General features: G+C 66.6%; 23 protein-coding genes, 1 tRNA gene and 1 pseudogene. 9 read left to right on the top strand and 16 right to left on the bottom strand.

The features are described 5' to 3' along the window. The 3 genes from ybgC to G372_RS0108750 all read right to left on the bottom strand — a co-directional run bounded on the left by ybgC (position 1) and on the right by G372_RS0108750 (position 1,865). Positions 1 to 453, bottom strand: a complete 453-nt coding sequence (gene ybgC / locus G372_RS0108760; protein ID WP_019623662.1) for a tol-pal system-associated acyl-CoA thioesterase — start codon at positions 451 to 453, stop codon at positions 1 to 3. Beyond that, the gene (gene ruvB / locus G372_RS0108755; RefSeq protein WP_018864840.1) at positions 450 to 1,493 is read right to left on the bottom strand and encodes a Holliday junction branch migration DNA helicase RuvB; all 1,044 of its coding nucleotides are present in this window, start codon (positions 1,491 to 1,493) and stop codon (positions 450 to 452) included. Before ruvB ends, ybgC begins: the two co-directional genes overlap by 4 nt. A gap of 81 nt (positions 1,494 to 1,574) precedes the next feature. Beyond that, positions 1,575 to 1,865: an acylphosphatase gene (locus G372_RS0108750; protein WP_019623663.1), complete on the bottom strand. Its 291-nt coding sequence runs from the start codon at positions 1,863 to 1,865 to the stop codon at positions 1,575 to 1,577. Positions 1,866 to 1,887: 22 nt separating this feature from the next. Between G372_RS0108750 and arsC the strand changes: the two genes are divergently transcribed. Genes arsC through G372_RS0108735 form a run of 3 tightly spaced genes read left to right on the top strand, consistent with a single transcriptional unit; the run spans position 1,888 to position 3,214 of the window. After that, entirely contained in the window at positions 1,888 to 2,244 is a 357-nt protein-coding gene (gene arsC / locus G372_RS0108745; protein WP_019623664.1) for an arsenate reductase (glutaredoxin), read from the top strand. Next, positions 2,241 to 2,855 (top strand): NAD(P)H:quinone oxidoreductase, encoded by a 615-nt coding sequence (wrbA, locus tag G372_RS0108740; protein ID WP_019623665.1) that lies wholly within the window; start codon positions 2,241 to 2,243, stop codon positions 2,853 to 2,855. Before arsC ends, wrbA begins: the two co-directional genes overlap by 4 nt. Then, positions 2,852 to 3,214, top strand: a complete 363-nt coding sequence (locus G372_RS0108735) for a DUF2069 domain-containing protein (RefSeq protein ID WP_019623666.1) — start codon at positions 2,852 to 2,854, stop codon at positions 3,212 to 3,214. Before wrbA ends, G372_RS0108735 begins: the two co-directional genes overlap by 4 nt. 13 nt (positions 3,215 to 3,227) lie before the next feature. Here the strand turns inward: G372_RS0108735 and hda are convergent, their stop codons facing one another. Genes hda through G372_RS0108720 form a run of 3 tightly spaced genes read right to left on the bottom strand, consistent with a single transcriptional unit; the run spans position 3,228 to position 6,063 of the window. After that, positions 3,228 to 3,923, bottom strand: a complete 696-nt coding sequence (hda, locus tag G372_RS0108730) for a DnaA regulatory inactivator Hda (RefSeq protein ID WP_019623667.1) — start codon at positions 3,921 to 3,923, stop codon at positions 3,228 to 3,230. A 32-nt stretch (positions 3,924 to 3,955) separates the two neighbouring features. Next, positions 3,956 to 5,026, bottom strand: a complete 1,071-nt coding sequence (locus tag G372_RS0108725; protein WP_038070435.1) for an AI-2E family transporter — start codon at positions 5,024 to 5,026, stop codon at positions 3,956 to 3,958. 5 nt (positions 5,027 to 5,031) lie between these two features. Continuing rightward, a complete protein-coding gene (locus tag G372_RS0108720) occupies positions 5,032 to 6,063 on the bottom strand; it encodes a DUF2066 domain-containing protein (protein WP_019623669.1) in 1,032 nt (343 codons plus the stop codon). Positions 6,064 to 6,518: 455 nt separating this feature from the next. Between G372_RS0108720 and purM the strand changes: the two genes are divergently transcribed. Genes purM through G372_RS0108700 form a run of 4 tightly spaced genes read left to right on the top strand, consistent with a single transcriptional unit; the run spans position 6,519 to position 10,474 of the window. Continuing rightward, positions 6,519 to 7,577, top strand: coding sequence for a phosphoribosylformylglycinamidine cyclo-ligase (gene purM, locus G372_RS0108715; protein WP_018864832.1), 1,059 nt, complete (start codon positions 6,519 to 6,521; stop codon positions 7,575 to 7,577). Then, entirely contained in the window at positions 7,574 to 8,311 is a 738-nt protein-coding gene (gene purN / locus G372_RS0108710) for a phosphoribosylglycinamide formyltransferase (protein WP_018864831.1), read from the top strand. The genes purM and purN overlap by 4 nt, the downstream gene beginning before the upstream one ends. Continuing rightward, positions 8,262 to 9,062 carry a DUF3108 domain-containing protein gene (locus G372_RS0108705; RefSeq protein ID WP_026340320.1) on the top strand — a complete coding sequence of 267 codons (801 nt, stop codon included), beginning with the start codon at positions 8,262 to 8,264 and terminating at the stop codon, positions 9,060 to 9,062. The genes purN and G372_RS0108705 overlap by 50 nt, the downstream gene beginning before the upstream one ends. Before the next feature lie 5 nt (positions 9,063 to 9,067). Then, complete coding sequence (locus G372_RS0108700) at positions 9,068 to 10,474, top strand: dihydrolipoyl dehydrogenase family protein (protein ID WP_019623671.1); 1,407 nt, start codon at positions 9,068 to 9,070, stop codon at positions 10,472 to 10,474. Between the two features lie 54 nt (positions 10,475 to 10,528). On the opposite strand, the gene ilvA is transcribed toward G372_RS0108700, so the two are convergent. Further along, the gene (gene ilvA / locus G372_RS0108695) at positions 10,529 to 12,043 is read right to left on the bottom strand and encodes a threonine ammonia-lyase, biosynthetic (RefSeq protein WP_019623672.1); all 1,515 of its coding nucleotides are present in this window, start codon (positions 12,041 to 12,043) and stop codon (positions 10,529 to 10,531) included. Positions 12,044 to 12,139: 96 nt separating this feature from the next. On the opposite strand from ilvA, the gene rpiA reads away from it, so the two are divergent. Together rpiA and G372_RS0108685 are read left to right on the top strand one after the other, a co-directional pair. Then, a complete protein-coding gene (rpiA, locus tag G372_RS0108690; RefSeq protein WP_019623673.1) occupies positions 12,140 to 12,802 on the top strand; it encodes a ribose-5-phosphate isomerase RpiA in 663 nt (220 codons plus the stop codon). 18 nt (positions 12,803 to 12,820) lie between these two features. Beyond that, positions 12,821 to 13,030 (top strand): DUF2905 domain-containing protein, encoded by a 210-nt coding sequence (locus tag G372_RS0108685; protein WP_019623674.1) that lies wholly within the window; start codon positions 12,821 to 12,823, stop codon positions 13,028 to 13,030. Positions 13,031 to 13,109: 79 nt separating this feature from the next. Here the strand turns inward: G372_RS0108685 and G372_RS0108680 are convergent, their stop codons facing one another. The 9 genes and pseudogenes from G372_RS0108680 to G372_RS13990 all read right to left on the bottom strand — a co-directional run. After that, the gene (locus G372_RS0108680) at positions 13,110 to 13,949 is read right to left on the bottom strand and encodes a rhodanese-like domain-containing protein (protein WP_019623675.1); all 840 of its coding nucleotides are present in this window, start codon (positions 13,947 to 13,949) and stop codon (positions 13,110 to 13,112) included. A gap of 199 nt (positions 13,950 to 14,148) precedes the next feature. Next, a complete protein-coding gene (locus tag G372_RS0108675; protein ID WP_019623676.1) occupies positions 14,149 to 17,991 on the bottom strand; it encodes a DUF3683 domain-containing protein in 3,843 nt (1,280 codons plus the stop codon). 150 nt (positions 17,992 to 18,141) lie between these two features. Beyond that, positions 18,142 to 18,291: a DUF3096 domain-containing protein gene (locus G372_RS13995; protein ID WP_012981957.1), complete on the bottom strand. Its 150-nt coding sequence runs from the start codon at positions 18,289 to 18,291 to the stop codon at positions 18,142 to 18,144. Between the two features lie 53 nt (positions 18,292 to 18,344). Beyond that, entirely contained in the window at positions 18,345 to 19,262 is a 918-nt protein-coding gene (locus G372_RS0108665) for an MBL fold metallo-hydrolase (protein ID WP_019623677.1), read from the bottom strand. A gap of 635 nt (positions 19,263 to 19,897) precedes the next feature. Beyond that, positions 19,898 to 19,971 (bottom strand) — tRNA-Gln (locus tag G372_RS0108660). Between the two features lie 39 nt (positions 19,972 to 20,010). Further along, the gene (rpsI, locus tag G372_RS0108655; RefSeq protein ID WP_018860552.1) at positions 20,011 to 20,403 is read right to left on the bottom strand and encodes a 30S ribosomal protein S9; all 393 of its coding nucleotides are present in this window, start codon (positions 20,401 to 20,403) and stop codon (positions 20,011 to 20,013) included. A 29-nt stretch (positions 20,404 to 20,432) separates the two neighbouring features. Further along, the gene (gene rplM, locus G372_RS0108650) at positions 20,433 to 20,861 is read right to left on the bottom strand and encodes a 50S ribosomal protein L13 (RefSeq protein ID WP_012981954.1); all 429 of its coding nucleotides are present in this window, start codon (positions 20,859 to 20,861) and stop codon (positions 20,433 to 20,435) included. A 251-nt stretch (positions 20,862 to 21,112) separates the two neighbouring features. After that, positions 21,113 to 21,643 carry a DUF4168 domain-containing protein gene (locus G372_RS0108645; protein WP_018865329.1) on the bottom strand — a complete coding sequence of 177 codons (531 nt, stop codon included), beginning with the start codon at positions 21,641 to 21,643 and terminating at the stop codon, positions 21,113 to 21,115. A gap of 100 nt (positions 21,644 to 21,743) precedes the next feature. Continuing rightward, positions 21,744 to 22,013: pseudogene (locus tag G372_RS13990) on the bottom strand (hypothetical protein); the annotation flags it as partial.

Here is a 22,013-nt window from a genome sequence, read left to right as displayed (position 1 = left end):
TTACTTGGCTCCGGCCGCGTGGGCAGCCGGTCCATGATCATGGTGTTGGCGCAGGGCCTCCAGCACCGGACCGGGGATCGCGGCGGGCGCCTGACGCGCCACCTCGACACAGGCAATCCCCACCTCGCCACTGGCCAGGGTTTCGCCGTCGCGCTCCACGTCCTGGTGGAACTCCAGGCTCGCCCGGCGCAGCGAGTGCAGCCGGCAGGTGACCGTCAGGGCCTCGTTGAATCGTGCCGGGCGCCGCATGTCCAGACAGCAGCGCCGCACCGCGAATACGATCCCGTATTCCTCGCGCAACGCATCCTGCTCGAACCCCAGTGCACGCAGCCACTCGGTGCGTGCACGCTCCATGAATTTCAGGTAATTCGCGTGATAGACCACGCCACCGGCGTCGGTATCTTCGTAGTACACCCGCACAGCCCACTCGAACGGGGCCTCACCACCCGTCACAGGCGGCCTCCGCCCTGGCTGTCGACCGGCGCAAGGAGATCCGGTTCCATCGCCGCCAGGCCGAACATCGCCAGCGTCCGCCGTGTGGCCTGACGCCCGCGCGGCGTGCGCTGGAGATAACCCTGCTGAATCAGAAACGGCTCGACCACATCCTCCAGTGTGCCGCGATCCTCGTTCAGCGCCGTGGCCAGGCTCTCCACCCCGACCGGCCCGCCGTCGAATTTCTCGACCAGCACCTCCAGCAACCGGCGGTCCTGGGCATCCAGGCCCGAGGCATCGATCGCCAGCAAGTCCAGCGCCTGGGCCGCGACCTCGGACGTAATCACCCCGGAGGCACGGACCTGGGCATAGTCGCGAACCCGCCGCAACAGGCGATTGGCCAGACGCGGCGTGCCTCGCCCGCGACGCGCAATCTCCGCCGCCCCGTCAGGCTCGATCCCCACGCCCAGCAAGCCGGCAGCGCGACCGACAATATGGGCGAGGTCCGTGACAGTGTAATGATCGAGGCGCTGAACGATGCCGAACCGGTCACGCAACGGCGCCGAAAGCAGGCCGGCACGGGTGGTCGCGCCCACGAGTGTGAACGGGGGCAAGTCCACCTTAATCGAACGCGCCGCCGGCCCCTCGCCTATGACGATGTCGAGCTGCCCGTCCTCCAGCGCCGGATAGAGGATCTCCTCGACCACGGTCGGCAGGCGATGAATCTCGTCAACGAACAGGACGTCCTGGGGCTCCAGCGCGGTCAGGATCGCGGCCAGGTCGCCGGCGCGTTCCAGCACCGGACCCGAGGTCTGGCGCAGCCCGACCCCGAGCTCGTTCGCCACGATATGGGCCAGGGTCGTCTTGCCCAGCCCCGGGGGGCCGGCCACCAGCGTATGGTCCAGGGCCTCCCCGCGTCCGCGCGCCGCCTCGATGAACAGGCCCAGTTGCTCGACCACCCGGGGCTGCCCGGTGTAGTCGTCCAGCCGCCTGGGACGCAGGCTGACCTCCACCCGGGTCTCCTCCGACTGACTCTGCATATCAACCAGGCGTGATTCCATGACCCCGCAGTATGCATCCGTCGCGATGGCGTTTATAGACCCCCTTACAGTTTTAACGGAAGCATTGCAGGGCCCGCCGATTCACCGTGTCTCGAAGCTTCCGGGCAGCGGATCGGGCGGGCTGACCGCCTGCGCCTCCAGCCCCTCCACGCGGGCCATGCGCGGGCCCTCGCCAAGCCATGCCTCCAGCCGATCCAGGGCATCCGGGGTGCCGACCGCCAGGACCTCCACCCGGCCGTCCGGCAGATTGCGCGCGTATCCCTTCAGCCCCAGCGCCTGCGCCTGTTCCCGGGTCGAGGCGCGGAAGAACACGCCCTGCACGCGCCCCCTGACATGCCAGCAGCGCGCATGGGTATCATGGGCCTTTGCCATCGATGACCTCCGGAGTCGATTCATGTCCGATGCCCCTACGCTGTATCACAACCCGCGCTGCAGCAAGTCGCGCGCGACCCTTGCCCTGCTCCGGGAGCAGGGCGTGGAGCCCGAGATCGTGGAGTATCTGAAGACGCCACCGGATGCCGCGACACTGAAGGGCGTGATCGAGAAGCTGGGCATCCGCCCCCGCGACCTGCTGCGCACCGGCGAGGCGGAGTACCGCGAGCTGGGCCTGAAGGACGCCGACATGGATGACGACGCGCTGATCCAGACCATGGTCCAGCACCCGAAACTGATCGAACGCCCGATCCTGGTTGCCGGGGGCGAGGCCCGCATCGGGCGCCCACCGGAACAGGTGCTGGAGATCCTGCCGTGAGCACGACAACGGAGATCCTGGTGCTGTACTACAGCCGCTACGGGGCGACCGCCGAGCTGGCCCGCCAGGTCGCGACCGGCGTCGAGAAGGCCGGCGCGACCGCCCGAGTGCGCACCGTGGCCCCGGTCTCCACGAATATCGGCGAGGACCGTCCGGCGGTGCCCGAGGACGGGCCACCCTATGCCGAACTGCGCGATCTCGAGGAATGCACGGGGCTGGTCATGGGTTCGCCGACCCGCTTCGGCAACATGGCCGCGCCGCTGAAGTATTTCCTCGACGGCACCAGCGGGCTGTGGGCCAGCGGCGGGCTGGTGGACCGGCCCTTCGGCGTCTTCACCAGCACTGCCACCCAGCATGGCGGGCAGGAGACCACCCTGCTCAGCATGGCCCTGCCGCTGATCCATCAGGGCATGCTGTGGGTCGGCGTGCCCTACACCGTGCCGGAGCTGAACAGCACCACCAGCGGCGGGACGCCCTACGGCGCCAGCCACGTGGCCGGCACCCAGGGTGAACAGGCGGTCACGCGCGACGAACAGCGCATCGCGGCAGCCCTTGGGGAACGCGTCGCGCGCATCGCCCTGCGCCTCCAGGCTTCTGGCGCGCCGGCATGATCGCGCTGTCCCGCGCCCTGGCCCTGGCCGGCTTTCTGGGATTGCTGCTGCTGATCCTGGTCTGGACCACCTGGATTGCCCCGCCGGAGGTCGTCCCGGTATGGCTGGCGCTGATCGTACTGGTCATGCCGCTGCTGTTTCCGCTACGCGGGATGCTGCACGGAAGGCGCTATACCCACGCCTGGTCCAGCCTGCTGGCGCTCGCCTACATCACGCTCGGGATTACCATCGGCGCGGCCGCCGAAGACCGGCTCTACGGCCTCCTGATGACCGGGGCCAGCCTCGCCTGGTTCGCCGGCTGCCTGCTGTTCGTCAAACTGGACGCCCGACGGGTCCGCGCCGCGCACCCGGCCGATTAGCCGCAAACCCGGTTCAGCCCATGCGGGCCAGCTGCTCGCGTACGAACGGGATGGTCAGTCGCCGCTGCTGGGCCAGCGCTGCCAGATCCAGGCGATCCAGCAGCGCCAGCAAGGTGGACAGGTCACGCGAGCAGCGACGCAGCAGGTAGTCCGCCACCGTTTCCGGCAGCTCCAGCCCGCGCAGGGCGGCACGCTGCGCCAGGATCTCCTTGCAGGCCGCATCGTCCGGCCGCTGCATGCGGAACACCGGGCCCCAGGTCAGGCGCGAGGCCAGATCCGGCAACTGGACCGGGAGCCCCTCGGGCGGTGCCGCAGCCGCCAGCAGCACGCGGCTGCCGGCATCGCGCAGCCGGTTGATCAGCCCGAACAGGGCCTCGTCCCAGTCCTCGCGCCCCACCACGGCCTCAAGGTCGTCCAGCGCCACCAGACACGAGCGCTCCAGGCCATCGAGTACGGCCATCGGCGTTGCGTCGGCCACTTCGCCAAGCGGCAGATAGCTGACCGGCTCCCCGCGCTCGTGGCCCGCGTGGCAGGCGGCCTGCAACAGGTGCGTCTTGCCGGAGCCGGGCGGCCCGTGCAGCAGGATCTGCGGTTCCTGGACCCCCGTCCCGGCGCTCAGGGCCTGCACGGCATCCCGCGCCAGGGCGTTGCCCGTCGCGCAAAAACCGGAAAAACGCGAGGCGTCGCGCAGGCGCAGGTCCAGCGGCATCTGGCGCTCCAGCGGGCTGCTGCCTTCGGGTCTCACGGGACATCGGCCTCGGCTGCGTTCATGTCCCGATAGCGCGCCATTGCCTGACGCACCGCCACCGCCAGCACGGCCGCCACCGGCAGCGCAAGCAGGACCCCGAAGAACCCGAACAGCTGGCCACCGGCGAGTACGGCAAAGATGACCGCGACCGGATGCAGCCCGGTCCGGTCCCCCACCAGCCACGGGGTCAGCACCACCGACTCCAGCACCTGGGCCACCGCGAAGATCACCAGCACCACCAGCAACAGCGTCCAGCCATCGCCCTGGAACAGCACGGCCGCCGTGGCCAGCACGATGCCCACGATCACGCCGACATAGGGGATGAAGCTGACCAGACCCGCGATCAGGCCAATGGCCAGGCCCATCTGCACGCCCGCCACGCTGAGCGTGATCGCGTAGAACAGCCCCAGCGCCAGCATCACCAGCAGCTGGCCGCGCAGGAATGCCCCCAGGGTATGGTCCGATTCCACCGCGAAACGGCTGACCGGGTCGCGCCAGGCGCGCGGCAGCAGGTCATGCAGCCCCGCGACCAGCCGCGGCCAGTCCCGCAGCAGATAGAAGCTGACCACCGGGATCAGCACCAGATTGAGCACGCCGAGCACCAGGGCGCCGGTCGAGCTGCCCAGCCAGTGCAGCAATCCGCCCGCCAATCCACCGGCCTCGCGCCAGTGCTCGGCCAGCAGCTCCTGCAGTGCCGCCGGCTCCAGGGCCGGCAGGCGATCGCCCGCCTGCTGCTCGATCCAGGGACGGACCTGTTCGTCGAACCACGCGATCACCTCGGGCAACAGCAGCATCAACCGCTCGAACTGGGCCATGGCCAGCGGGATCAGGACCAGCACCAGCCCCGCCAGCCCCAGCATCACCAGCACGAAGATCACCAGCGTGGCCAGGGTACGCGAGCCGCCCGTGCGCATCGCCAGACGTGTCACCAGGGGGTTGAACAGGTAGCCGATCAGCAGCGCGATCAGAAACGGGGTGAGGATCGGCGCCAGCAGATAGAGCGCCACGCCCAGGACCACCAGCCCGACCAGGGCCGCCAGCGTGGCGGCGGAGAACGGTGCCATCGGGATCACTCGCGGCGCAGCCACGCCTTCGCCTCGGAATCGCCATGCGGATCCTCCGCCGCGCGATAGCCACTGGCGTGCAGCAGGTCCACCAGGTCTTCCGACTCCAGCCCGGTGCGCACCTCGAGGGTCACCGCATTGCCCCCCAGCGAGTCCAGGCGCGCACTCTCGATGGCCTCGATCTGCGCCAGCTCGCGTCGAAGTGATTCAAAGGCGGCAAAACCCTCGACCCCGACGAAGCCCAGCTTCACCCACTCCGGCTCGGCGGCCACACGCGCCAGGGGCGCCACGACCTGGTCGAGGCCATCCTCGACCGCCGCCCGAGCGGCGGCGGCCGGGGACTCGCCACGCGCCTCGCTGCGATACTCGCGCCCGCCATGGACGGTGATGGCGCGCGCCTCGGCACCACCCCCGACCAGGCGTACATGCAGCGCCACGATACCCGTCGGCCCGTAGCGCCCGGCTGCTTCCTGCAACGGCTCGGTCACGCCACCGACCACATCCCCCGCCTGCGCGGCCCGGCGGTCTTCCAGATCGCCCAGCGGCAGTACAAAAGGCATCCCGCGGTCACGCCCCAACGCATCGATCCCGGCCAGCACGCCGGCCGCGTCCTGGGTGGAGCCCAGCAGGTTGCGGCGCCCGCCCTCCTCGTACACCGCCCAGACGAGCAGCTGCGGGCGCGCGCCCAGCACTACGGGCACGTCGGCCGCACGCAGGGCGCTGCGCAGGCGATCGCGATCGAACTCCAGGCGGAACTCGCCGTCGTCGACCTCCTGGCGCCGACGCAGGGCATCGATCAGCCCCTCGTCATCCAGCTCCAGCAACAGGACCTGCGCCAGCTCGCGCAACTCCGACGAACGCTGCCCGGCCACGCGCACCAGCGCCTGTTCCAGGCCCTGCGCCAGCGCGGCCGTTTCATCCTCCGCATGGACATTCACCACCACGGCGTCATCCGCCAGCAGGGGCGAGGGCGCCAGCAGCAGATACAGGAGAAGGGACACGGCCAGGGCACGGGAGGGACGCAAGAGGCGCAGCATAGGGTTGGACGGCATTTTCGACAGGCGCCCAAAATACCACAGCCCCCCAGGGAAACACTGATTAATGTACACGCTCGCTGCTTCGTCGCTTTTACGTCCGAACAAGGCGCGGTGACTGCCGTGCAGTCATTCTGCACAAGGGAGCCGCAACGCAGTTCCCACGCCCGTTTTTGATAACAACGGGCGGCCGAGCCCCTTCGGGGTTGGCACCTCAGGTTCCCCGATCCTGCGTTGCGGCCCGAATCCGTCAAAAACGGGCCGGTAGAACCACTACCGGCTGCGCACCGCGCCTTGTCTCGGAAAACCTGGGGTGCCAACGCGAGCGTGTACATTAATCAGTGTTTCCCTAACCTCCACTGCCCGATTTTTTGCACGCCCCCCGGCGCCTCGCTACCATGCCGGATTCCGCGAGCGCCGCCGGATACCGGATGCGGCCATCAACATCCAGGGTACCCATGTCCGAAACCCGTTCAGGCCTGACCTACCGCGAGGCCGGTGTCGACATCGAGGCCGGCGCCGAGCTGGTCGAACGCATCAAACCGCACGCCGCCCGCACGCAGCGCCCCGGCGTCATGGCCGGGCTGGGCGGATTTGGCGCCCTGTTCGAACTGCCGATGGACCGCTACAGGCAGCCCGTGCTGGTCTCCGGCACCGACGGGGTCGGCACGAAGCTGCGTCTGGCCCAGGAGACCGGGCGGCACGACAGCATCGGCGTCGACCTGGTCGCGATGTGCGTGAACGACATCGTGGTGCAGGGGGCCGAGCCGCTGTTCTTCCTCGACTACTACGCCACCGGGCACCTGGACGTCGATATCGCCGCGGATGTCGTGACCGGTATCGCCACCGGCTGCGAACAGGCCGGCTGCGCCCTGATCGGGGGCGAAACGGCCGAGATGCCGGGCATGTACCAGGGCGAGGACTACGACGTCGCGGGCTTCGCGGTCGGCATCGCCGAAAAGGAGGCCCTGATCGACGGCACCCGGGTCAGCGCGGGCGACGTCGTACTCGGACTGGCCGCCAGCGGCCCGCACTCCAATGGCTACTCCCTGATCCGGCGCGTGCTGGAACACTCCGGCGCGGCCCTGGATGCCCCGCTGCCGGGGGCCGACGGCACCACACTGGGCGATGCCCTGATGGCCCCGACCACGATCTACGTGCGCCCGCTGCTGGATCTGATGCAACAGTTTCCGGTGCACGCGGCCGCCCACATCACCGGCGGCGGCCTGACCGAGAACCTCCCGCGGGTGCTGCCGGACCGGCTGTGCGCCCGCCTCGACCCGCAGGCCTGGCAGTGGCCGCCCGTGTTCGACTGGCTGCAGCAGGCCGGCGACATTGCGCTCGAGGAGATGCTGCGCACGTTCAACTGCGGGATCGGCATGACCGTGATCCTGCCCGAAGACCGCGTCGAGGCCGCCAGCTCCGCACTGGCCCGAGCGGGCATCCCGAGCTGGCCAATCGGCGTAATCGAGGACTGCGAAGACACGGCCCCCGGGGTGGTCTACGCCGCACGATGAGCAGCAACGCCGGACCCGCAAACCCGGATTCCCTGCCGCGCCTGGTCGTCCTGATCTCCGGGCGCGGCAGCAATCTGGGCGCCCTGATCGAGGCCTGCAACAATGGCCACATCCCGGCCCGGATCGTCGGCGTCATCAGCAACCGCCCCGATGCAGGCGGGCTGGCCTATGCCGAACAGCACGCGATCCCCGCACGCGTCCTGAACCACCGCGACTACCCCTCGCGCGAGGCCTTCGATGCAGACCTGGCCGAGGCGATCGAGGCGTTTCAGCCCGATCTCGTGATCCTGGCCGGCTTCATGCGCATCCTGACACCCGGATTCGTCGAGCGTTTCACGGGACGGCTGTTGAACATTCACCCCTCCCTGTTGCCGAAGTACCGTGGGCTGGACACACATGCCCGCGCGCTGGCCGACAGGGAGGAAGAACACGGCGCCAGCGTGCATTTTGTCACCCCTGAACTGGATGGCGGCCCGGTGATCATGCAGGCCCGCGTGCCGGTCCTGCCCGATGACACGCCCGAGAGCCTCGCCACCCGCGTCCAGCGCGCCGAACACCGCCTGTATCCCGAGGTCGTGCGGCGCCTGTGTTCAGGGGAAATTCAGTGGCGCGACCGCATCGTTACCGGGGACAACACCCCGCTGACGGTCCCGCTACAGCTCGAAACCAATGAGGTAGTACCCGATGTTGAAGCTCCCGATGAACGGAGCCCTGTGCCGCGCAACGCGGACTAGCCTGCTGGCTGCCCTGTTCTTGCTGGGGCAGGCCCTGCTGTTGCCCGCCACAGCCGACGACCCCCAGGAGGGCCCCCGTCTGCCGCCGTTCACGGCCAGCTACGAGGCCCAGGCCATGGGCAACACCCTGAATGCCAGGATCACACTGAACCACGAAGACGTACAAACGCGCATGGCCATGGATGCGCATGTGTCCGGCTTCCTGCGGATCCTCGGGCGCTTCGAGCTGAGCCGCGAGGCCCTGATGAACGCCAACGACGTCGGGCTGCAGCTGGTCACCTCGCGCAGTCGCGAGGTCACGCCCCGGCGCGAGCGCAAGGTCGAAACACGCTTCGACTGGGAAGAAGACCGCGCGATCGGGCACGTGGACAACGAACGCTTCGAACTCGAAGTACCCCCGCATACCCTCGACTTTCTCGGCTCGCTGTATTTCATGATGCAGCGCCTGGAGGCGGGCGACCTGGCTGGCCCCGGCGATGGCGAAACAGTGCAGACCCTGGAACGCGACCGACTGCGCCAGTACCGCTTCGAGTACGCCGACACGGAGACGATCGAATCCCCGATGGGCCGCATCGAGACCGTACGCGTGGTACGCAAGAGTGACGACAGCGACATCGAACTCTCCGCCTGGTTCGCCCCGGACCTCAGCCATCTGCCGGTACGTTTCGACTACGAGGCCGACGGCCGCGTGTTCGAGCTGAAGCTGACCCGGCTGGAATGGCACGACCCGATCATTGACCTGACCGAGTAGACACCATGAGCGAGACCTTTGACCTGGCCATCATCGGAAGTGGCCCCGGGGGCTATCGTGCCGCCGTTCTGGGCGCCCTGCGCGGGCTCAACGTCGTCATCGTCGAAAAGGGCGACTGGGGCGGCTGCTGCCTCAACCGCGGCTGCGTGCCGAAAAAGGACTGGTACCACACCGCACGCACCGTCGCCGCGCAGCGCCACTTCGAGGGTCGCGGCATCAGTGGCAGCCTCAAGGCCGACATGGACCGCGCCTGGGACCACCAGAGGGAGGTCGTGACCACCGTGCGCGACTCCTACCTCGGCTACATGAAGCACCTCAAGATCCAGTACCGCCACGGCACTGCCCGCTTCCGCGACGCCGAGACCCTGGAGGTCGTGACCGAGGATGGCAGCGAGGCCGTCCAGGCCCGCCACACCATCATTGCCACCGGGGCCATCGCCACCGTGCCGGCCCCGTTCGCGGTCGAGCCCGGGCGCGTCCTGACCACCGACATGCTGTTCGACGCCAAGCCGCCGGCGGGCGAGCGCGTCGCGATCATCGGCTCCGGCGTGGTCGCCACCGAGTTCGCCTGGATCTTCCATCACCTCGGCAAGAAGGTGACCTGGCTGTCGCGCTCCAAGCCGCTGTCCACGCAGAAGTTCAGCCCGCAGGCGCTGGGCACGCTGAAGGAGCAGCTGGCCGCGGACGGCATCGAGCCGGTGCGGGTCAAGGGATATGACCAGGTCGAGACCTCCGATAACGGCGTGATCATCACCGACGCCGACGGCAACACCTTCGAGGTCGACTGGGTCCTGCTCGGCACCGGGCGCACCCCGCATACCGAGGGCCTGAACCTCGACGCGATCGGGGTGAAGACCGATGCCCGCGGCTTCGTGCAGCGCCGCCCCACCCTGCAGACCGATGTCGACAACATCTACGCCATCGGCGATGTCGCGAGCGAGTGGCAGACCGCCAACCACGCCCTGGCGGACGCCACCATCGCGGTGGAAAACATCCAGAATGGCAACACCCGCGAGCAGGACGAGCGCTTCGTGCCGATCGCGATCTACTCCGCGGTGGAGATGGCGCGCCTGGGGCTCGACGAGGACGAAGCCGAGGACGAGGAGCTGGAACCGGCGGTCGGCTTCGCCGCCTTCGAGACCTCCCCGCGCGCGCTGGGCCAGGACGAGCCGGAGGGCTTCGTGCGCCTGATCGGCGACATGGACACCGGCGCCCTGCTGGGTGGCGAGGTGATCGGCAGCGACGCGGGCGAGCTGATCCACATCCTTTCACTGGCCCCCGACCGCGATACCGCGCTGGCCTGGCTCGCCCGCGGCCAGTGGAACCACCCGGCCCGCGCCGAGGAGTTCCTCAACGCAACCGAGACCCTCGCCTCCAAGTGGAACCTGAAGTCCGAGATCTTCGGGCTTTAGCCGCTACAGGCGACACCGGGGCGTGCCGCCTAACCGCCCCGGCCAGTAACGCGGTCAGCGCAAGAACAGCGAGTAGGCCGGGTTGGCCGTCTCCTCGTGCCAGGGGTAGCCGACCTCCTTGAGGAAAGCGCGAAAGCGCGCGCGATCCTCGGACGGGATCTGCATCCCCACCAGCACGCGCCCGTAGGCGGCCCCGTGGTTGCGGTAGTGGAACAGGCTGATATTCCAGGTCTGGCCCATGTGGGTCAGGAAGTTCAGCAACGCTCCGGGGCGCTCGGGAAACTCGAAGCGGTACAGGCGTTCGTTGCGGACCTCGCCGCCATGACCGCCGACCATGTGCCGCAGGTGCAGCTTGGCCACCTCGTTCTCGGTCATGTCCATGACCTCGTATCCCTGCGCCTCCAGCGTCTCGCGGATCGCCTGGCGCTCGCTGTCGCCGCCTTCCAGCTTGATGCCAGCAAACACGTGCGCACGCTCGTCGTCCGCGTAGCGGTAGTTGAACTCCGTAATGCCCCGCTTGCCGATGGCCTGGCAGAACTGGCGAAAGCTCCCCGGGCGCTCGGGGATGGTCACCGCGAACAGGGCCTCGCGGTGCTCGCCGATCTCGGCGCGCTCGGCCACGTGGCGCAGGCGGTCAAAGTTGATGTTGGCACCGCTCAGAACGGCGGCGAAGTCGCCCCCCGTGATTCCCTCGCGCGCGATGTACTGCTTCATCCCGGCCACCGCCAGCGCGCCCGCCGGCTCCGCCAGTACGCGGGTGTCGTCGAACACATCCTTGATCGCGGCGCAGATCGAGTCGGTATCCACCAGCAGGACCTCGTCGACCAGCTCGCGCACCAGGCGGAAGGTCTCCTTGCCCACCTGGCGCACGGCAGCACCGTCGGCAAAGATCCCGACCTGTTTCAGCGTGACGCGACGATTCTGCTGCAACGCCTTGTACATGGACGGGGCGTCGTCCGGCTCGACCCCGATCACCTTGATCTCCGAACGCAGCCGCTTGATGTAGGCCGCCATGCCTGCGGCCAGGCCGCCCCCGCCGATGCAGACAAAGACCGCATCCAGCGGCGCGGAGTGCTGGCGCAGCAGCTCCATGGCCACGGTGCCCTGCCCGGCGATCACGTCCGGATCGTCGAACGGGTGAATGAAGGTATAGCCGTGTTTCTCCTGCAACGCTCGCGCGTGCGCCGCGGCCTCGTCAAAGGAATCGCCGTGCAGCACCGCCTTTCCGCCGAACCGGCGCACGGCGTCGATCTTGATCGACGGCGTGGTTACCGGCATTACGATCACCGCCTTGATGCCCAGGTGGCTCGCTCCCAGGGCCACGCCCTGGGCATGGTTCCCGGCGGAGGCGGCAATCACGCCTTTCTTGCGCTGCTCGGGCGTGAGCTGCGCGATCTTGTTGTAGGCCCCGCGCAGCTTGAACGAGAACACCGGCTGCAGGTCCTCGCGCTTGAGCCAGATGCTGGACCCCAGGCGCTGCGACAGCGTCGGCATCGGCTCCAGCGGCGTCTCGCGCGCGACATCATAGACACGCGCCGTGAGGATCTTCTCGAGGTAGGGGACTGTCATGGCCGGAACGATAGCACGGCGCGAATCATGCTTGTCTCGATTGCGCGCCAGTCGGTATCCTCGGCGGGTTATGCAAATCACAGGCGAGACAGCGTAATGACTCAGGACGAAATGAAGAAGGCGGTCGCCGAGGCCGCGCTCGAGCGCATCGAAAGTGGCTGGATCGTGGGGGTCGGTACCGGCTCGACCGCGAACTACTTTATTGATGCCCTGGCCGGGATCAAGAGCAAGATCGACGGCGCGGTGGCCTCCAGCGAGGCCAGTGCGGAGCGCCTGCGCGGCCACGGGATCGAGGTCCTGGATCTGAACTCGGCCGGCCCACTGCCGATCTATGTCGACGGCGCCGACGAGGCCACCCGCCACCTGCACCTGACCAAGGGCGGGGGCGGCGCGCTGACCCGCGAAAAGATCGTCGCCGCGGCCTCGAAGACCTTCGTCTGCGTCGTCGACGAGACCAAGGTCGTGGACTATCTCGGGGCCTATCCGCTGCCGGTCGAGGTGATCCCGATGGCGCGCAGCCACGTGGCCCGCGCGCTTTCGAATCTGGGCGGCAATCCGGAACTGCGCGACGGCTTGAGGACCGACAACGGCAACGTCATCCTCGACGTGCACAATCTGCGCATCATGAATCCGGTCGAGCTGGAGTCGGAACTGGACCACATTGCCGGCGTGGTGACCAACGGCCTGTTCGCACGTCGTCCCGCGGATGTGATGCTGGTCGGCTCGTCCTCCGGCGTCGAGGAGATGACTGCCGGCTAGAAGCCAGCGCTCGCCGCCATGAACGAGACCGGCAAGTGGCTGATCGTCATCGGCGGGCTGATCGTACTGATCGGCCTGCTCTGGCCCTGGCTGGGCAAGATCCCCTGGGGCCGGCTGCCGGGCGACATCGTGATCGAACGCGAGAGCGCGCGCTTCTACTTCCCGATCACCACGATGATCATTATCAGTGTGGTGATCTCGGTTATTGTCGCGATATTTCGGCGCTAGCGACGTAACAAAAAGGCCGGGGGGTTCCCGGCCTTTTTCGTTCTGCCAACACCCCCGACAAGGGTCCGTGCATCGATCGCTAGCGCGCCATGACCTCGTCATAGAAGCGCTGCAGGCCACCTTCGAGGAAGTAGTAGTTGTCCATCCCGAGCTCTTCCAGGTGGTACTGCAACCAGCGGACCTGCTGGCCGTACTGGTCGAAGATCAACAGGGTCTGCTCGTTGTCCCGCGCCTCTTCCACGATGCGATCCAGGGCGGAGATATCCGACAGGGGCGCCCCAACCTCGCGCCCCCCGAACAGCGAGATCTCGTCGCGCTCGCCGCCGCTGCGGATATCCACGACGACAACGTCGTCGTCGCCGTGGCGGGCCTGGCGGGAAAACTCGTCGGCCGCCAGCAGGCGCGCCTCGAAGTCTTCGTCGCTAATCAACTCGTCTTCGACCTCGTTGGCCGGTTCGCCGCGGAAACGGGCCAGCCCCGGGTAACGCTCGACCCAGTCCTGCATCCCGGCGTCATAGGCCTGGGCGGAGGCCACGCCAAGTTCGTCGGCCCGTGCTGCGGCGCGATAGCCGGCGTAGCTCTGGCGACCGTTGCAGTAGAACACCAGCGGGCTGCCGTGTTCCTCTTCCAGTGCGCGGATCTGCCGATCGAAATCTTCGCTGTCGATGTCGACGTGATGGGCGTCCTCGATATGCAGGATGTCGTATTCCAGCCTGGGGCGAACGTCGACCACGGTGGAGCCCGACAGCTGCCCGCGCAGGTCGAACAGGTCCACGGCCTCGACGCCGAAGCGTTCGTAAAGCGGACGACCGGGGAATTCCACAAAGGGTTGCTGGGCCGAAACCACGATGGGCGCACCGGCCAGACTCAGGCACAAGGCCACCAGGGCCACCCGGGGGCGAGCGAAACGAACGGTCATGCGAACTCCCTTGGTTGACGATGGGCGTCCGCGAACCGCGGCCCACGAATCGCCCCTTTAGCCCTCCGGGTCCCGACCCGGAACGCACATCCCGCGATGCACGCCCTGGCAGGGTACCCGGTTGCCCCGATTGTAGCCAACCACAGGCGGCTTTCCAGGCGCGGGCCGAGCCGCCCGCCCTGGTGCCGCAGCGCTCCATCTACAGAAGAACCTTCTCGATGCCGCCCTCGCGCGCGCGGTCGATAAAGTCCTTCTGCCATCCCTCGCCCATCAGGCGGTTGGCCATCTCGACCACGATGTAGTCGGTATCCAGGCCCGTGTCCTCGCGGTAGCGGGACAGCCCCTGCTGGCAGGCCGGGCAGGAGGTCAGGAGCTTCACGTTGCCGTTCTCGGCCTTTTCCTCGCCGGTGAGCTGGCGGATACCCTTGTGCAGCTCCTCCTGTTTGCGGAAGCGCACCTGGGTCGCGATATCCGGCCGGCTGACCGCGAACGTACCGGCCTCCCCACAGCACCGATCGGACTGCAGCACCTCCTGGCCCAGCAGCTTGCCGGCCACGTCGGTCGGCTTGTGCGACTTCATCGGCGAGTGGCAGGGGTCGTGGTACATGTACTGCACCCCCTTGAGCCCCTCCAGCTTCACGCCCTTCTCCATCAGGTACTCGTGGATGTCGAGCAGGCGGCAGCCCGGGAAGATGCGCTCGAACTCGTACTTGAGCAGCTGATCCATGCAGGTCCCGCAGGAGACCACCACGGTCTTGATGTCCAGGTAGTTCAGCGTGGTCGCCACGCGGTGGAACAGCACCCGGTTCTCGGTGGTGATCTGCGAGCCCTTGTCGAAGTCGCCATTGGAGTTCTGCGGATAGCCGCAGCACAGGTAGCCCGGCGGCAGCACGGTCTGCGCACCGACGTCATAGAGCATGGCCAGTGTTGCCAGCCCGACCTGACTGAACAGGCGTTCGGAGCCACAGCCGGGGAAGTAGAACACCGCATCCGAGTCGAGGTCGGTCTTCACCGGGTCGCGCAGGATCGGCACATAGCGCGAATCCTCCAGGCCCAGCATCTGCCGCGTGGTCTGGCTCGGCAGTCCGGCCGGCATCGGCTTTTTCACGAAGTGCACGACCTGCTCGTGCATCGGGGCCTTGCCGGTCGTGGAGCGCGGGCGCTTGCCCTCGCCGGTCAGGTTGAGCTTCTTGAATGCATAGTGGCCGAGGCGCTGGGCGGCATAGCCCATCTGGATCGCCCCCTTGCGGATGCCCTTGATCTTGGCCGGGTCCTTGGTGTTCAGAAAGGCCATGGACATCATCGTGGCCGGGGTCGCCTTGCGCTTGCCCTTCTTTTTCAGGATCGAGCGCATATGCATGGTCACGTCGCCGAAGTCGATGTCGACCGGGCACGGGTTCAGGCACTTATGGCAGATCGTGCAGTGGTCGGCCACATCGTTCATCTCGTCGAAGTGGTGCAGCGACAGCCCGCGCCGGGTCTGCTCCTCGTAGAGGAAGGCCTCGACGATCAGGCCGGTGGCCAGGATCTTGTTGCGCGGCGAGTAGAGCAGGTTGGCGCGCGGGACATGCGTGTTGCACTCCGGCTTGCACTTGCCGCATCGCAGGCAGTCCTTGATCTCGTCGTTCAGGTCGCCCAGCTCGCTCTGTTCCAGGATCAGCGCCTCCTGCTTCACCAGGCGCAGGGACGGCGTGTAGGCATTGGACAGCCCGGAGCCCTCGAGCAGCTTGCCGGCGTTGAACACACCGTTCGGGTCGACCTGCTTCTTGTACTTCGCGAACGACTCGATGCGCTCGGGCTCGAGATACTGCATCTTGGTCAGCCCGATCCCGTGCTCGCCGGAGATCACACCGTTCAGCTCGCGCGCCAGGCGCATCACGTCGTCCACCAGGCGTTCGGCCTGGTGCATCATCTGATAGTCGTTGGAGTTGACCGGGATATTGGTGTGCACGTTGCCATCCCCGGCATGCATGTGCAGGGCGATGAACAACCGGCTGGTCAGCACGCGGTCGTGGATCGCGGCCAGGCGCTTGCGCACCGACTCCATCTGGTGACCGTCAAAGATCTCGAACAGCGGCCGCTCCACCTCCGCGCGATAGGAGACGCGCAGACTGCGGCGCAGCAGCAGGTTGATCAGCTTGTCGTGGTCACGGCGATCGGCGCGGGCGGGTTCGTCCAGCAGCTCGTCGCACTCGGAGGCCAGCGTAAAGAAGTTGTCCGCGATCGCCTTCCAGCGCTTTTGCACCGCCTCGAGCTTTTCCACCGCGCGTTCGCGCTTGGCCTCGAACCACTGCTGCCCTTCGCCGCCGGTATCCTCCAGCAGTTCACGCAGTTCCGGATGGTCGCCGCGCATGCACTCCAGCACCTCGTCGATCATCGCCAGCTTGTTCTTCAGCGACTCGCGCACGTTCAGGGTCTCGATCCCCTCGGTGTACTCGGCGAGCCGCTCCAGCGGGATCACCACGTCCTCGTTGATCTTGAACGCATTGGTGTGGTGCGCGATCGCGGCGGTGCGCGCGCGATCCGCCCAGAAGCGCTTGCGCGCCTCCGGGCTTACGGCGACAAAGCCCTCGCCGTTGCGGGCGTTGGCCGCGCGCACCATCCTGGCGGCAAGCTGCCCCAGGGCATCCTCGTTGTCGGAGACGATATCGGCGATCAGCACCATTTTCGGCTGCTCGCCACGCGCACCCTTCGGGGTGTACTTGACCGCGCGCACGTAGCGCTCGTCCAGGTGCTCCAGCCCCGCCAGCAGGACCTCGTCCTCGGCGTCCACCGCGTCCTTGATCTCGACGATCGCCGGCACGGCCTGATGCAGATCGGTCCCGTAGAACTCCAGGCAGACGGTGCGGATGTTGTCCGGCATCCGGTGCAGGATGAACTCGGCCGAGGTGATCAGGCCGTCGCAGCCCTCCTTCTGGATGCCCGGTACGCCCATCAGGGCCTTGTCGGTCACGTCCTTGCCCAGGCCGACCTTGCGAAAGCGCGCACCGGGCATCTCCAGCACCTCCGGTTCGCCATTCGGCGTACGGCCGTCGGGCCCGTAGCGGGTGATGCGGAAACGTACAGTCTCGGCGTCGTGGATCTTGCCGAGGTTGTGATCCAGACGTTCGATGTACATCCAGTTCGCCTCGGGCGTGACCATGGTCCAGGACGCGAGGTTGTCCAGCGCGGTCCCCCAGAGCACGGCCTTCTTGCCCCCGGCGTTCATCGCCACGTTGCCGCCGATGGTGGACGCATCCTGCGAGGTCGGGTCCACCGCGAACACGAGTCCATTCTCGGCGGCCAGCTCGGAGACCCGCTTGGTAACCACGCCGGCCTCCACGCGCACGACGGCCACGTCCTGATCGACACCCGGGAGCGGACGACGCTCGACCGCGCCGATGCCTTCAAGCTTCTCGGTATTGATTACAGCGGAACGCTTGGACAGCGGCACAGCACTCCCGGTATAGCCGGTCCCACCACCGCGCGGGATCACGGTCAGGCCGAGTTCGATACAGGCGGCGACCAGCGGCCCCATCTCTTCTTCGGAGTCCGGGGTCAGCACGACGAACGGCAGTTCCACGCGCCAGTCGGTGGCGTCGGTGACATGCGAGACGCGGGCCAGGCCGCCGAACTGGATGTTGTCCTTGTGGGTCAAGCCTTTCATGCGCTTGCGCACGCGCTCGCGCAGCTCCAGCGTCTGCTGGAACTCGTCGGCAAATGCGGTGACCGCGGCCTGGGCGCGGCGCGCCAGCGTCAGCGCCTTCTCGTTGCCGTCGGCACGCTTGCGAATCTGGTCCAGGCGATGCTGCATCGCATCGATCAGCGACTTGCGGCGCTTCTTGTCGTCCAGCAGGTCGTCCTGGATATACGGGTTGCGGGCGACCACCCACATGTCGCCGAGCACCTCGAACAGCATGCGCGCAGAGACACCCGTCTGGCGTTCCCCACGCAGTTCGTTGAGGAGGTCCCAGGTATCGGAACCCAGGAAGCGGATGACAATTTCGCGGTCGGAGAATGAAGTGTAGTTATAGGGTATTTCTCGAACGCGTTCGGCGGTCATTGAGGCTTGGCCCCCCGATCAGAATGAGCGCAAAGAGTAACGGCTCCGTGCGGGAGGCGCACGAAGTCGCACTCTTCGTCCATGCTTTTGGGCGCCAAAGTATTCGCCGATCCCCGCGCCGATCGGTGCCCGGCTTCTGGCTACCCGGCGTTACAGGTAGGCCAGCAAGCCCACCGCACCGATCACGATCAGGTAGATCGCCACGATGTAGTTCAGCAGCCGGGGCCAGATCAGAATCAGGATGCCGGCACCCAGCGAGAGGATGGCCGTCAACAGGCCGGGATCAATATGCAGCGTCATGCGGATGCTCCTTTGCCGGGCTCGACGGCCCGGCATACCGCGAGTGATCGAGATCAGAAGAGTTTTTCTTCCATCTCCAGGTAAACAGCGTTGGCGTTACTCCGGTTGGTCTCCTCGAAGGCCGGCAGGTCCTCGTAGTCCGACCAGTCCATCGCCGCATAGGCCTCGTCGAAGGAATCCATATTCTCGACTGCCGCGCCCATGTGTTCACGCAGATAGGCGATATAGTCACGGGTGAACTTCACCGCGCGTGCTGCCTCGTCGGTTGCGTCGCCATGCCCCGGGACCAGGAACTTCAGGTCCATGTCCATCAGTTCTTCCAGACGATTGACCCAGTTTTCCGAGTCCAGTGCGTCATCCCCCATGAACGGGATGCGGCCGTCGAACACGATGTCGCCGGCAAAGACCACCCCGGTCTCCTCCACCACCATGATGATGTCATCCGGTGAATGGGCCGGGCCGGCGTGTACGCAACGAAACGTCTTGCCGCCCAGCTCGATCACGTACTCGTCATCAAAGAACTCGTCCGGCGGGATGATCTGGGTGTCCTCGTCGACCCAGGGTGTCAGCACGCCTCGGCGCTGCTCGAGCCGTGCGGCGGCCCCGGGGCTGTCGAGATAGTCCTTCGCGCGCGACTGCCCGATAATCTTCGCGTCGGTATGGTCGGCGAAGGCCTGCAGGCCATAGATATGATCTGCGTGATAATGCCCCGCGATCACGTACTTGATCGGCTGGTCGGTGACCTCCTTGATCCGCCTAATCATCTCGAACCCGAGCGGCGGCGTCCCCAGGGCGTCGTAGACCACCACACCCTCGTCCGTCACCACGAAACCCGCGTTCGAGGTATGCCCCTCGTTGTCCGGGTCCGGGATTCCGGATATCCCGATCATGTACCAGGTATCCGCGCCCTCGACCTCGTGGGCAGTGGTATCGACGCTGACCGGCTCGTAGGGGTTTTCAGGTACCGACATGGACTCTCTCCTCTCCTGTTTTTTGATCTTGTCTGGCGCGTATCGAGTCGACGTTCGCGCCATTCCTGAAGGCTTCGACGCAGAGGGACCACAAGAATTCCCGCTGGATGCGGGTGGCGGTGCGTCGACAGGCGGAGTGTAGCGAGTTTGGGAAGTAGGGAGGGAAAGCAGCGGCATTGATGGCCGCATCGCCAGGCTCGCCCCGCGACGGCCCATCGAAGGCTCTTACGGGGAATGGCTGGGGGGACCAGGACGATTCGGCGGCTACGCCGCCTCACCCCTGCGGGGCTGCACGCGCGCTGCGCGTGCAGTGCTTCGCTGCGCCTCGCCGAACCTTCCAGGTTCGAACCCTGGGCTCGCTCAAATATCCATGGAAAAGGGCCCCACGAGGGGGCCCTTCTCTAAAGTCGTGACCAATCCAAAGCAAATGGCCGTGAGCCCCTTCGAGGGGCACACAGCCATGGCTGGGGGGGACCAGGATGATTCGGCGGCTACGCCGCCTCACCCCTGCGGGGCTGCACGCGCGCTGCGCGTGCAGTGCTTCGCTGCGCTCCGCCGAACCTTCCAGGTTCGAACCCTGGACTCGCTCAAATATCCATAGAAAAGGGCCCCACGAGGGGGCCCTTTTCTATGGATGGCTGGGGGACCAGGATTCGAACCTGGGTTGACGGAGTCAGAGTCCGTAGTCCTACCGCTAGACGATCCCCCAGTAAACCGGGTGCCGTACGCTCCGGCACTCGAGCGCGGTTTAGCGCTTCGAGTACTGGGTCGCGCGGCGGGCCTTGCGCAGGCCGACCTTCTTGCGCTCCACCTCGCGGGCGTCACGGGTCAGATGACCACCGCGACGCAGCGGCGAACGCATCTCTTCGTTGTATTGCACCAGCGCGCGGGCAATGCCCAGACGAATGGCACCGGCCTGGCCGTTGCCGCCGCCGCCTTCCACAGTCGCGATCACGTCGAAGTTCTCGGTGGACTCGGTGGCCTCCAGCGGCTGACGCACGACCATGCGCGAGGTCTGGCGGCCGAAGAACTCGTCCAGCGGCTTGTCGTTGACCGTGATGTTGCCCGTGCCCGGGCGCAGGAACACGCGGGCCGAGGAGGTCTTGCGACGGCCGGTGCCGTAGTATTGATTGGTAGCCATACGGATCGATTTCCCTTGCTGTTTAGCCGTCAGATGTCGAGCGGCTGCGGCTGCTGCGCGGTGTGGCGATGCTCGGTACCGGAGTACACCTTGAGCTTCTTGAACATGGCGCGGCCCAGCGGGTTGCGCGGCAGCATGCCCTTCACTGCGAGCTCGAGCACCTTCTCCGGATGACGGTCAATCATCTGGTTGAAATTGGCTTCCTTGATACCACCCGGGTAGCCGGTATGGCGGAAGTACTTTTTGTCGCTGGCCTTGTTGCCGGACACGCGAATCTTTTCCGCGTTGATCACGACGATGTAATCGCCAGTGTCCACGTGCGGCGTATAGACGGGCTTGTGCTTCCCGCGCAGGCGACGCGCGATTTCCGTGGCGAGGCGGCCGAGGGTCTTGTCCGCGGCGTCGACCAGGAACCAGTCGCGTTCGACTTCAGCCGGCTTGGCGCTGATGGTGCTCATGTCTTGATGCTCCGATGTCGGGGCGATTCAGAAAGCGCGCAAGAATAGCGCTTCCTGCCGCCCGGTTCAAGAGACGCGGGGGGATTATTGCCCACGCCCATCGATACCCTGCCAGAGAATGCCCCTTCGGGATCTTGCGCGTTTCCCGGCCGGGAAACAGCCGCCCCGAAAGAAGCCAATAAAAAGGCCGGCACGAAGGCCGGCCCTTTCTGGACCCGGGCGCGAGGCCCGGGGTCCGAAGCGCAGACGGATTACATCTCCGCTTCGGCGCGCTCCTGGACTTCCTGCATCAATTCGGGATCGTTCTGCAGGGCCATGGCCACCTCGTTGTACTCCTCGACGGTCATGCCGGCGTCTTCAACAGCGCTGACCATTTCGTCCTGGGCCTCCTGCTGCATGGACTGGGCCTCGGTTTCATCCTCGGCTTCCTGCAGGCGGTTGGCGAAGTCTTCGCGCACTTCCTGGACGGCCACAAAGGCGCCCACGAACGTGTCGATATCTTCTTCGCTCAGGTCCACTTCAGGGGCTTCCTGAGCGGGCGGGGCACCGGCGGCACCACCTTCCGGCGGAGCACCACCTTCAGGCGGCTGACCACCCTGGGCACCACCTTCCGGCGGCTGGCCACCCTGCGGCGGGGCACCACCTTCGGCACCACCCTGCGGCGGGGCCCCTTCGGCGCCACCCTGTGCACCACCCATGTCGCCGGTCTGCGCGGTCGCCACGCCACCGATCGCGAACATGGAAGTCAAAGCAAATGCGAGTGCGGTCTTGCGAAAGCTCATCTTCTCTACCTCTTCCTCTGGGTTAAAAAAATTCCTGAGGCTCCTGCCTCAGGAATGGGGGCCGGGCAGACGGATACTGCCCGGCTTGCCCGTTAGCCCCTTACCAGTCGGGGCTGTCGTCGTCATCGTCATCGTCGTTATCATCGCCAGCCGGGGCTTCACCGCCAGCCTGGGCCATTTGCGGAGGCATGCCGCCATTGCCCTCGTCGTCGTCATCTTCGTCCGCAGGGCCCGCAGCATCACCGGCCTGGACCATCTGCGGGGGCATACCGCCATTGCCTTCGTCGTCGTCATCTTCTTCGGCCGGAGGCGCACCAGCTTCACCCGCCTGGGTCAGCTGCGGGGGCATACCGCCACCATTGCCCTCGTC

Origin of the sequence: Thioalkalivibrio thiocyanoxidans ARh2 (assembly GCF_000385215.1) — a bacterium.
Lineage (GTDB): Bacteria > Pseudomonadota > Gammaproteobacteria > Ectothiorhodospirales > Ectothiorhodospiraceae > Thioalkalivibrio > Thioalkalivibrio thiocyanoxidans.
Note: the sequence above shows the minus strand (reverse complement) of the source record. Positions and strands in the feature narration are given on the sequence as shown.

What these genes read in the sequence shown, in the direction of transcription:
- ruvB (WP_018864840.1), bottom strand. Translation starts at nt 1,493, where the DNA reads ATGGAATCACGCCTGGTTGATATGCAGAGTCAGTCGGAGGAGACCCGG.
- G372_RS0108750 (WP_019623663.1), bottom strand. Translation starts at nt 1,865, where the DNA reads ATGGCAAAGGCCCATGATACCCATGCGCGCTGCTGGCATGTCAGGGGG.
- arsC (WP_019623664.1), top strand. Translation starts at nt 1,888, where the DNA reads ATGTCCGATGCCCCTACGCTGTATCACAACCCGCGCTGCAGCAAGTCG.
- G372_RS0108735 (WP_019623666.1), top strand. Translation starts at nt 2,852, where the DNA reads ATGATCGCGCTGTCCCGCGCCCTGGCCCTGGCCGGCTTTCTGGGATTG.
- hda (WP_019623667.1), bottom strand. Translation starts at nt 3,923, where the DNA reads ATGCCGCTGGACCTGCGCCTGCGCGACGCCTCGCGTTTTTCCGGTTTT.
- G372_RS0108725 (WP_038070435.1), bottom strand. Translation starts at nt 5,026, where the DNA reads ATGGCACCGTTCTCCGCCGCCACGCTGGCGGCCCTGGTCGGGCTGGTG.
- G372_RS0108720 (WP_019623669.1), bottom strand. Translation starts at nt 6,063, where the DNA reads ATGCTGCGCCTCTTGCGTCCCTCCCGTGCCCTGGCCGTGTCCCTTCTC.
- purM (WP_018864832.1), top strand. Translation starts at nt 6,519, where the DNA reads ATGTCCGAAACCCGTTCAGGCCTGACCTACCGCGAGGCCGGTGTCGAC.
- purN (WP_018864831.1), top strand. Translation starts at nt 7,574, where the DNA reads ATGAGCAGCAACGCCGGACCCGCAAACCCGGATTCCCTGCCGCGCCTG.
- G372_RS0108705 (WP_026340320.1), top strand. Translation starts at nt 8,262, where the DNA reads ATGTTGAAGCTCCCGATGAACGGAGCCCTGTGCCGCGCAACGCGGACT.
- G372_RS0108700 (WP_019623671.1), top strand. Translation starts at nt 9,068, where the DNA reads ATGAGCGAGACCTTTGACCTGGCCATCATCGGAAGTGGCCCCGGGGGC.
- ilvA (WP_019623672.1), bottom strand. Translation starts at nt 12,043, where the DNA reads ATGACAGTCCCCTACCTCGAGAAGATCCTCACGGCGCGTGTCTATGAT.
- rpiA (WP_019623673.1), top strand. Translation starts at nt 12,140, where the DNA reads ATGACTCAGGACGAAATGAAGAAGGCGGTCGCCGAGGCCGCGCTCGAG.
- G372_RS0108685 (WP_019623674.1), top strand. Translation starts at nt 12,821, where the DNA reads ATGAACGAGACCGGCAAGTGGCTGATCGTCATCGGCGGGCTGATCGTA.
- G372_RS0108680 (WP_019623675.1), bottom strand. Translation starts at nt 13,949, where the DNA reads ATGACCGTTCGTTTCGCTCGCCCCCGGGTGGCCCTGGTGGCCTTGTGC.
- G372_RS0108675 (WP_019623676.1), bottom strand. Translation starts at nt 17,991, where the DNA reads ATGACCGCCGAACGCGTTCGAGAAATACCCTATAACTACACTTCATTC.
- G372_RS13995 (WP_012981957.1), bottom strand. Translation starts at nt 18,291, where the DNA reads ATGACGCTGCATATTGATCCCGGCCTGTTGACGGCCATCCTCTCGCTG.
- G372_RS0108665 (WP_019623677.1), bottom strand. Translation starts at nt 19,262, where the DNA reads ATGTCGGTACCTGAAAACCCCTACGAGCCGGTCAGCGTCGATACCACT.
- rpsI (WP_018860552.1), bottom strand. Translation starts at nt 20,403, where the DNA reads ATGGCTACCAATCAATACTACGGCACCGGCCGTCGCAAGACCTCCTCG.
- rplM (WP_012981954.1), bottom strand. Translation starts at nt 20,861, where the DNA reads ATGAGCACCATCAGCGCCAAGCCGGCTGAAGTCGAACGCGACTGGTTC.
- G372_RS0108645 (WP_018865329.1), bottom strand. Translation starts at nt 21,643, where the DNA reads ATGAGCTTTCGCAAGACCGCACTCGCATTTGCTTTGACTTCCATGTTC.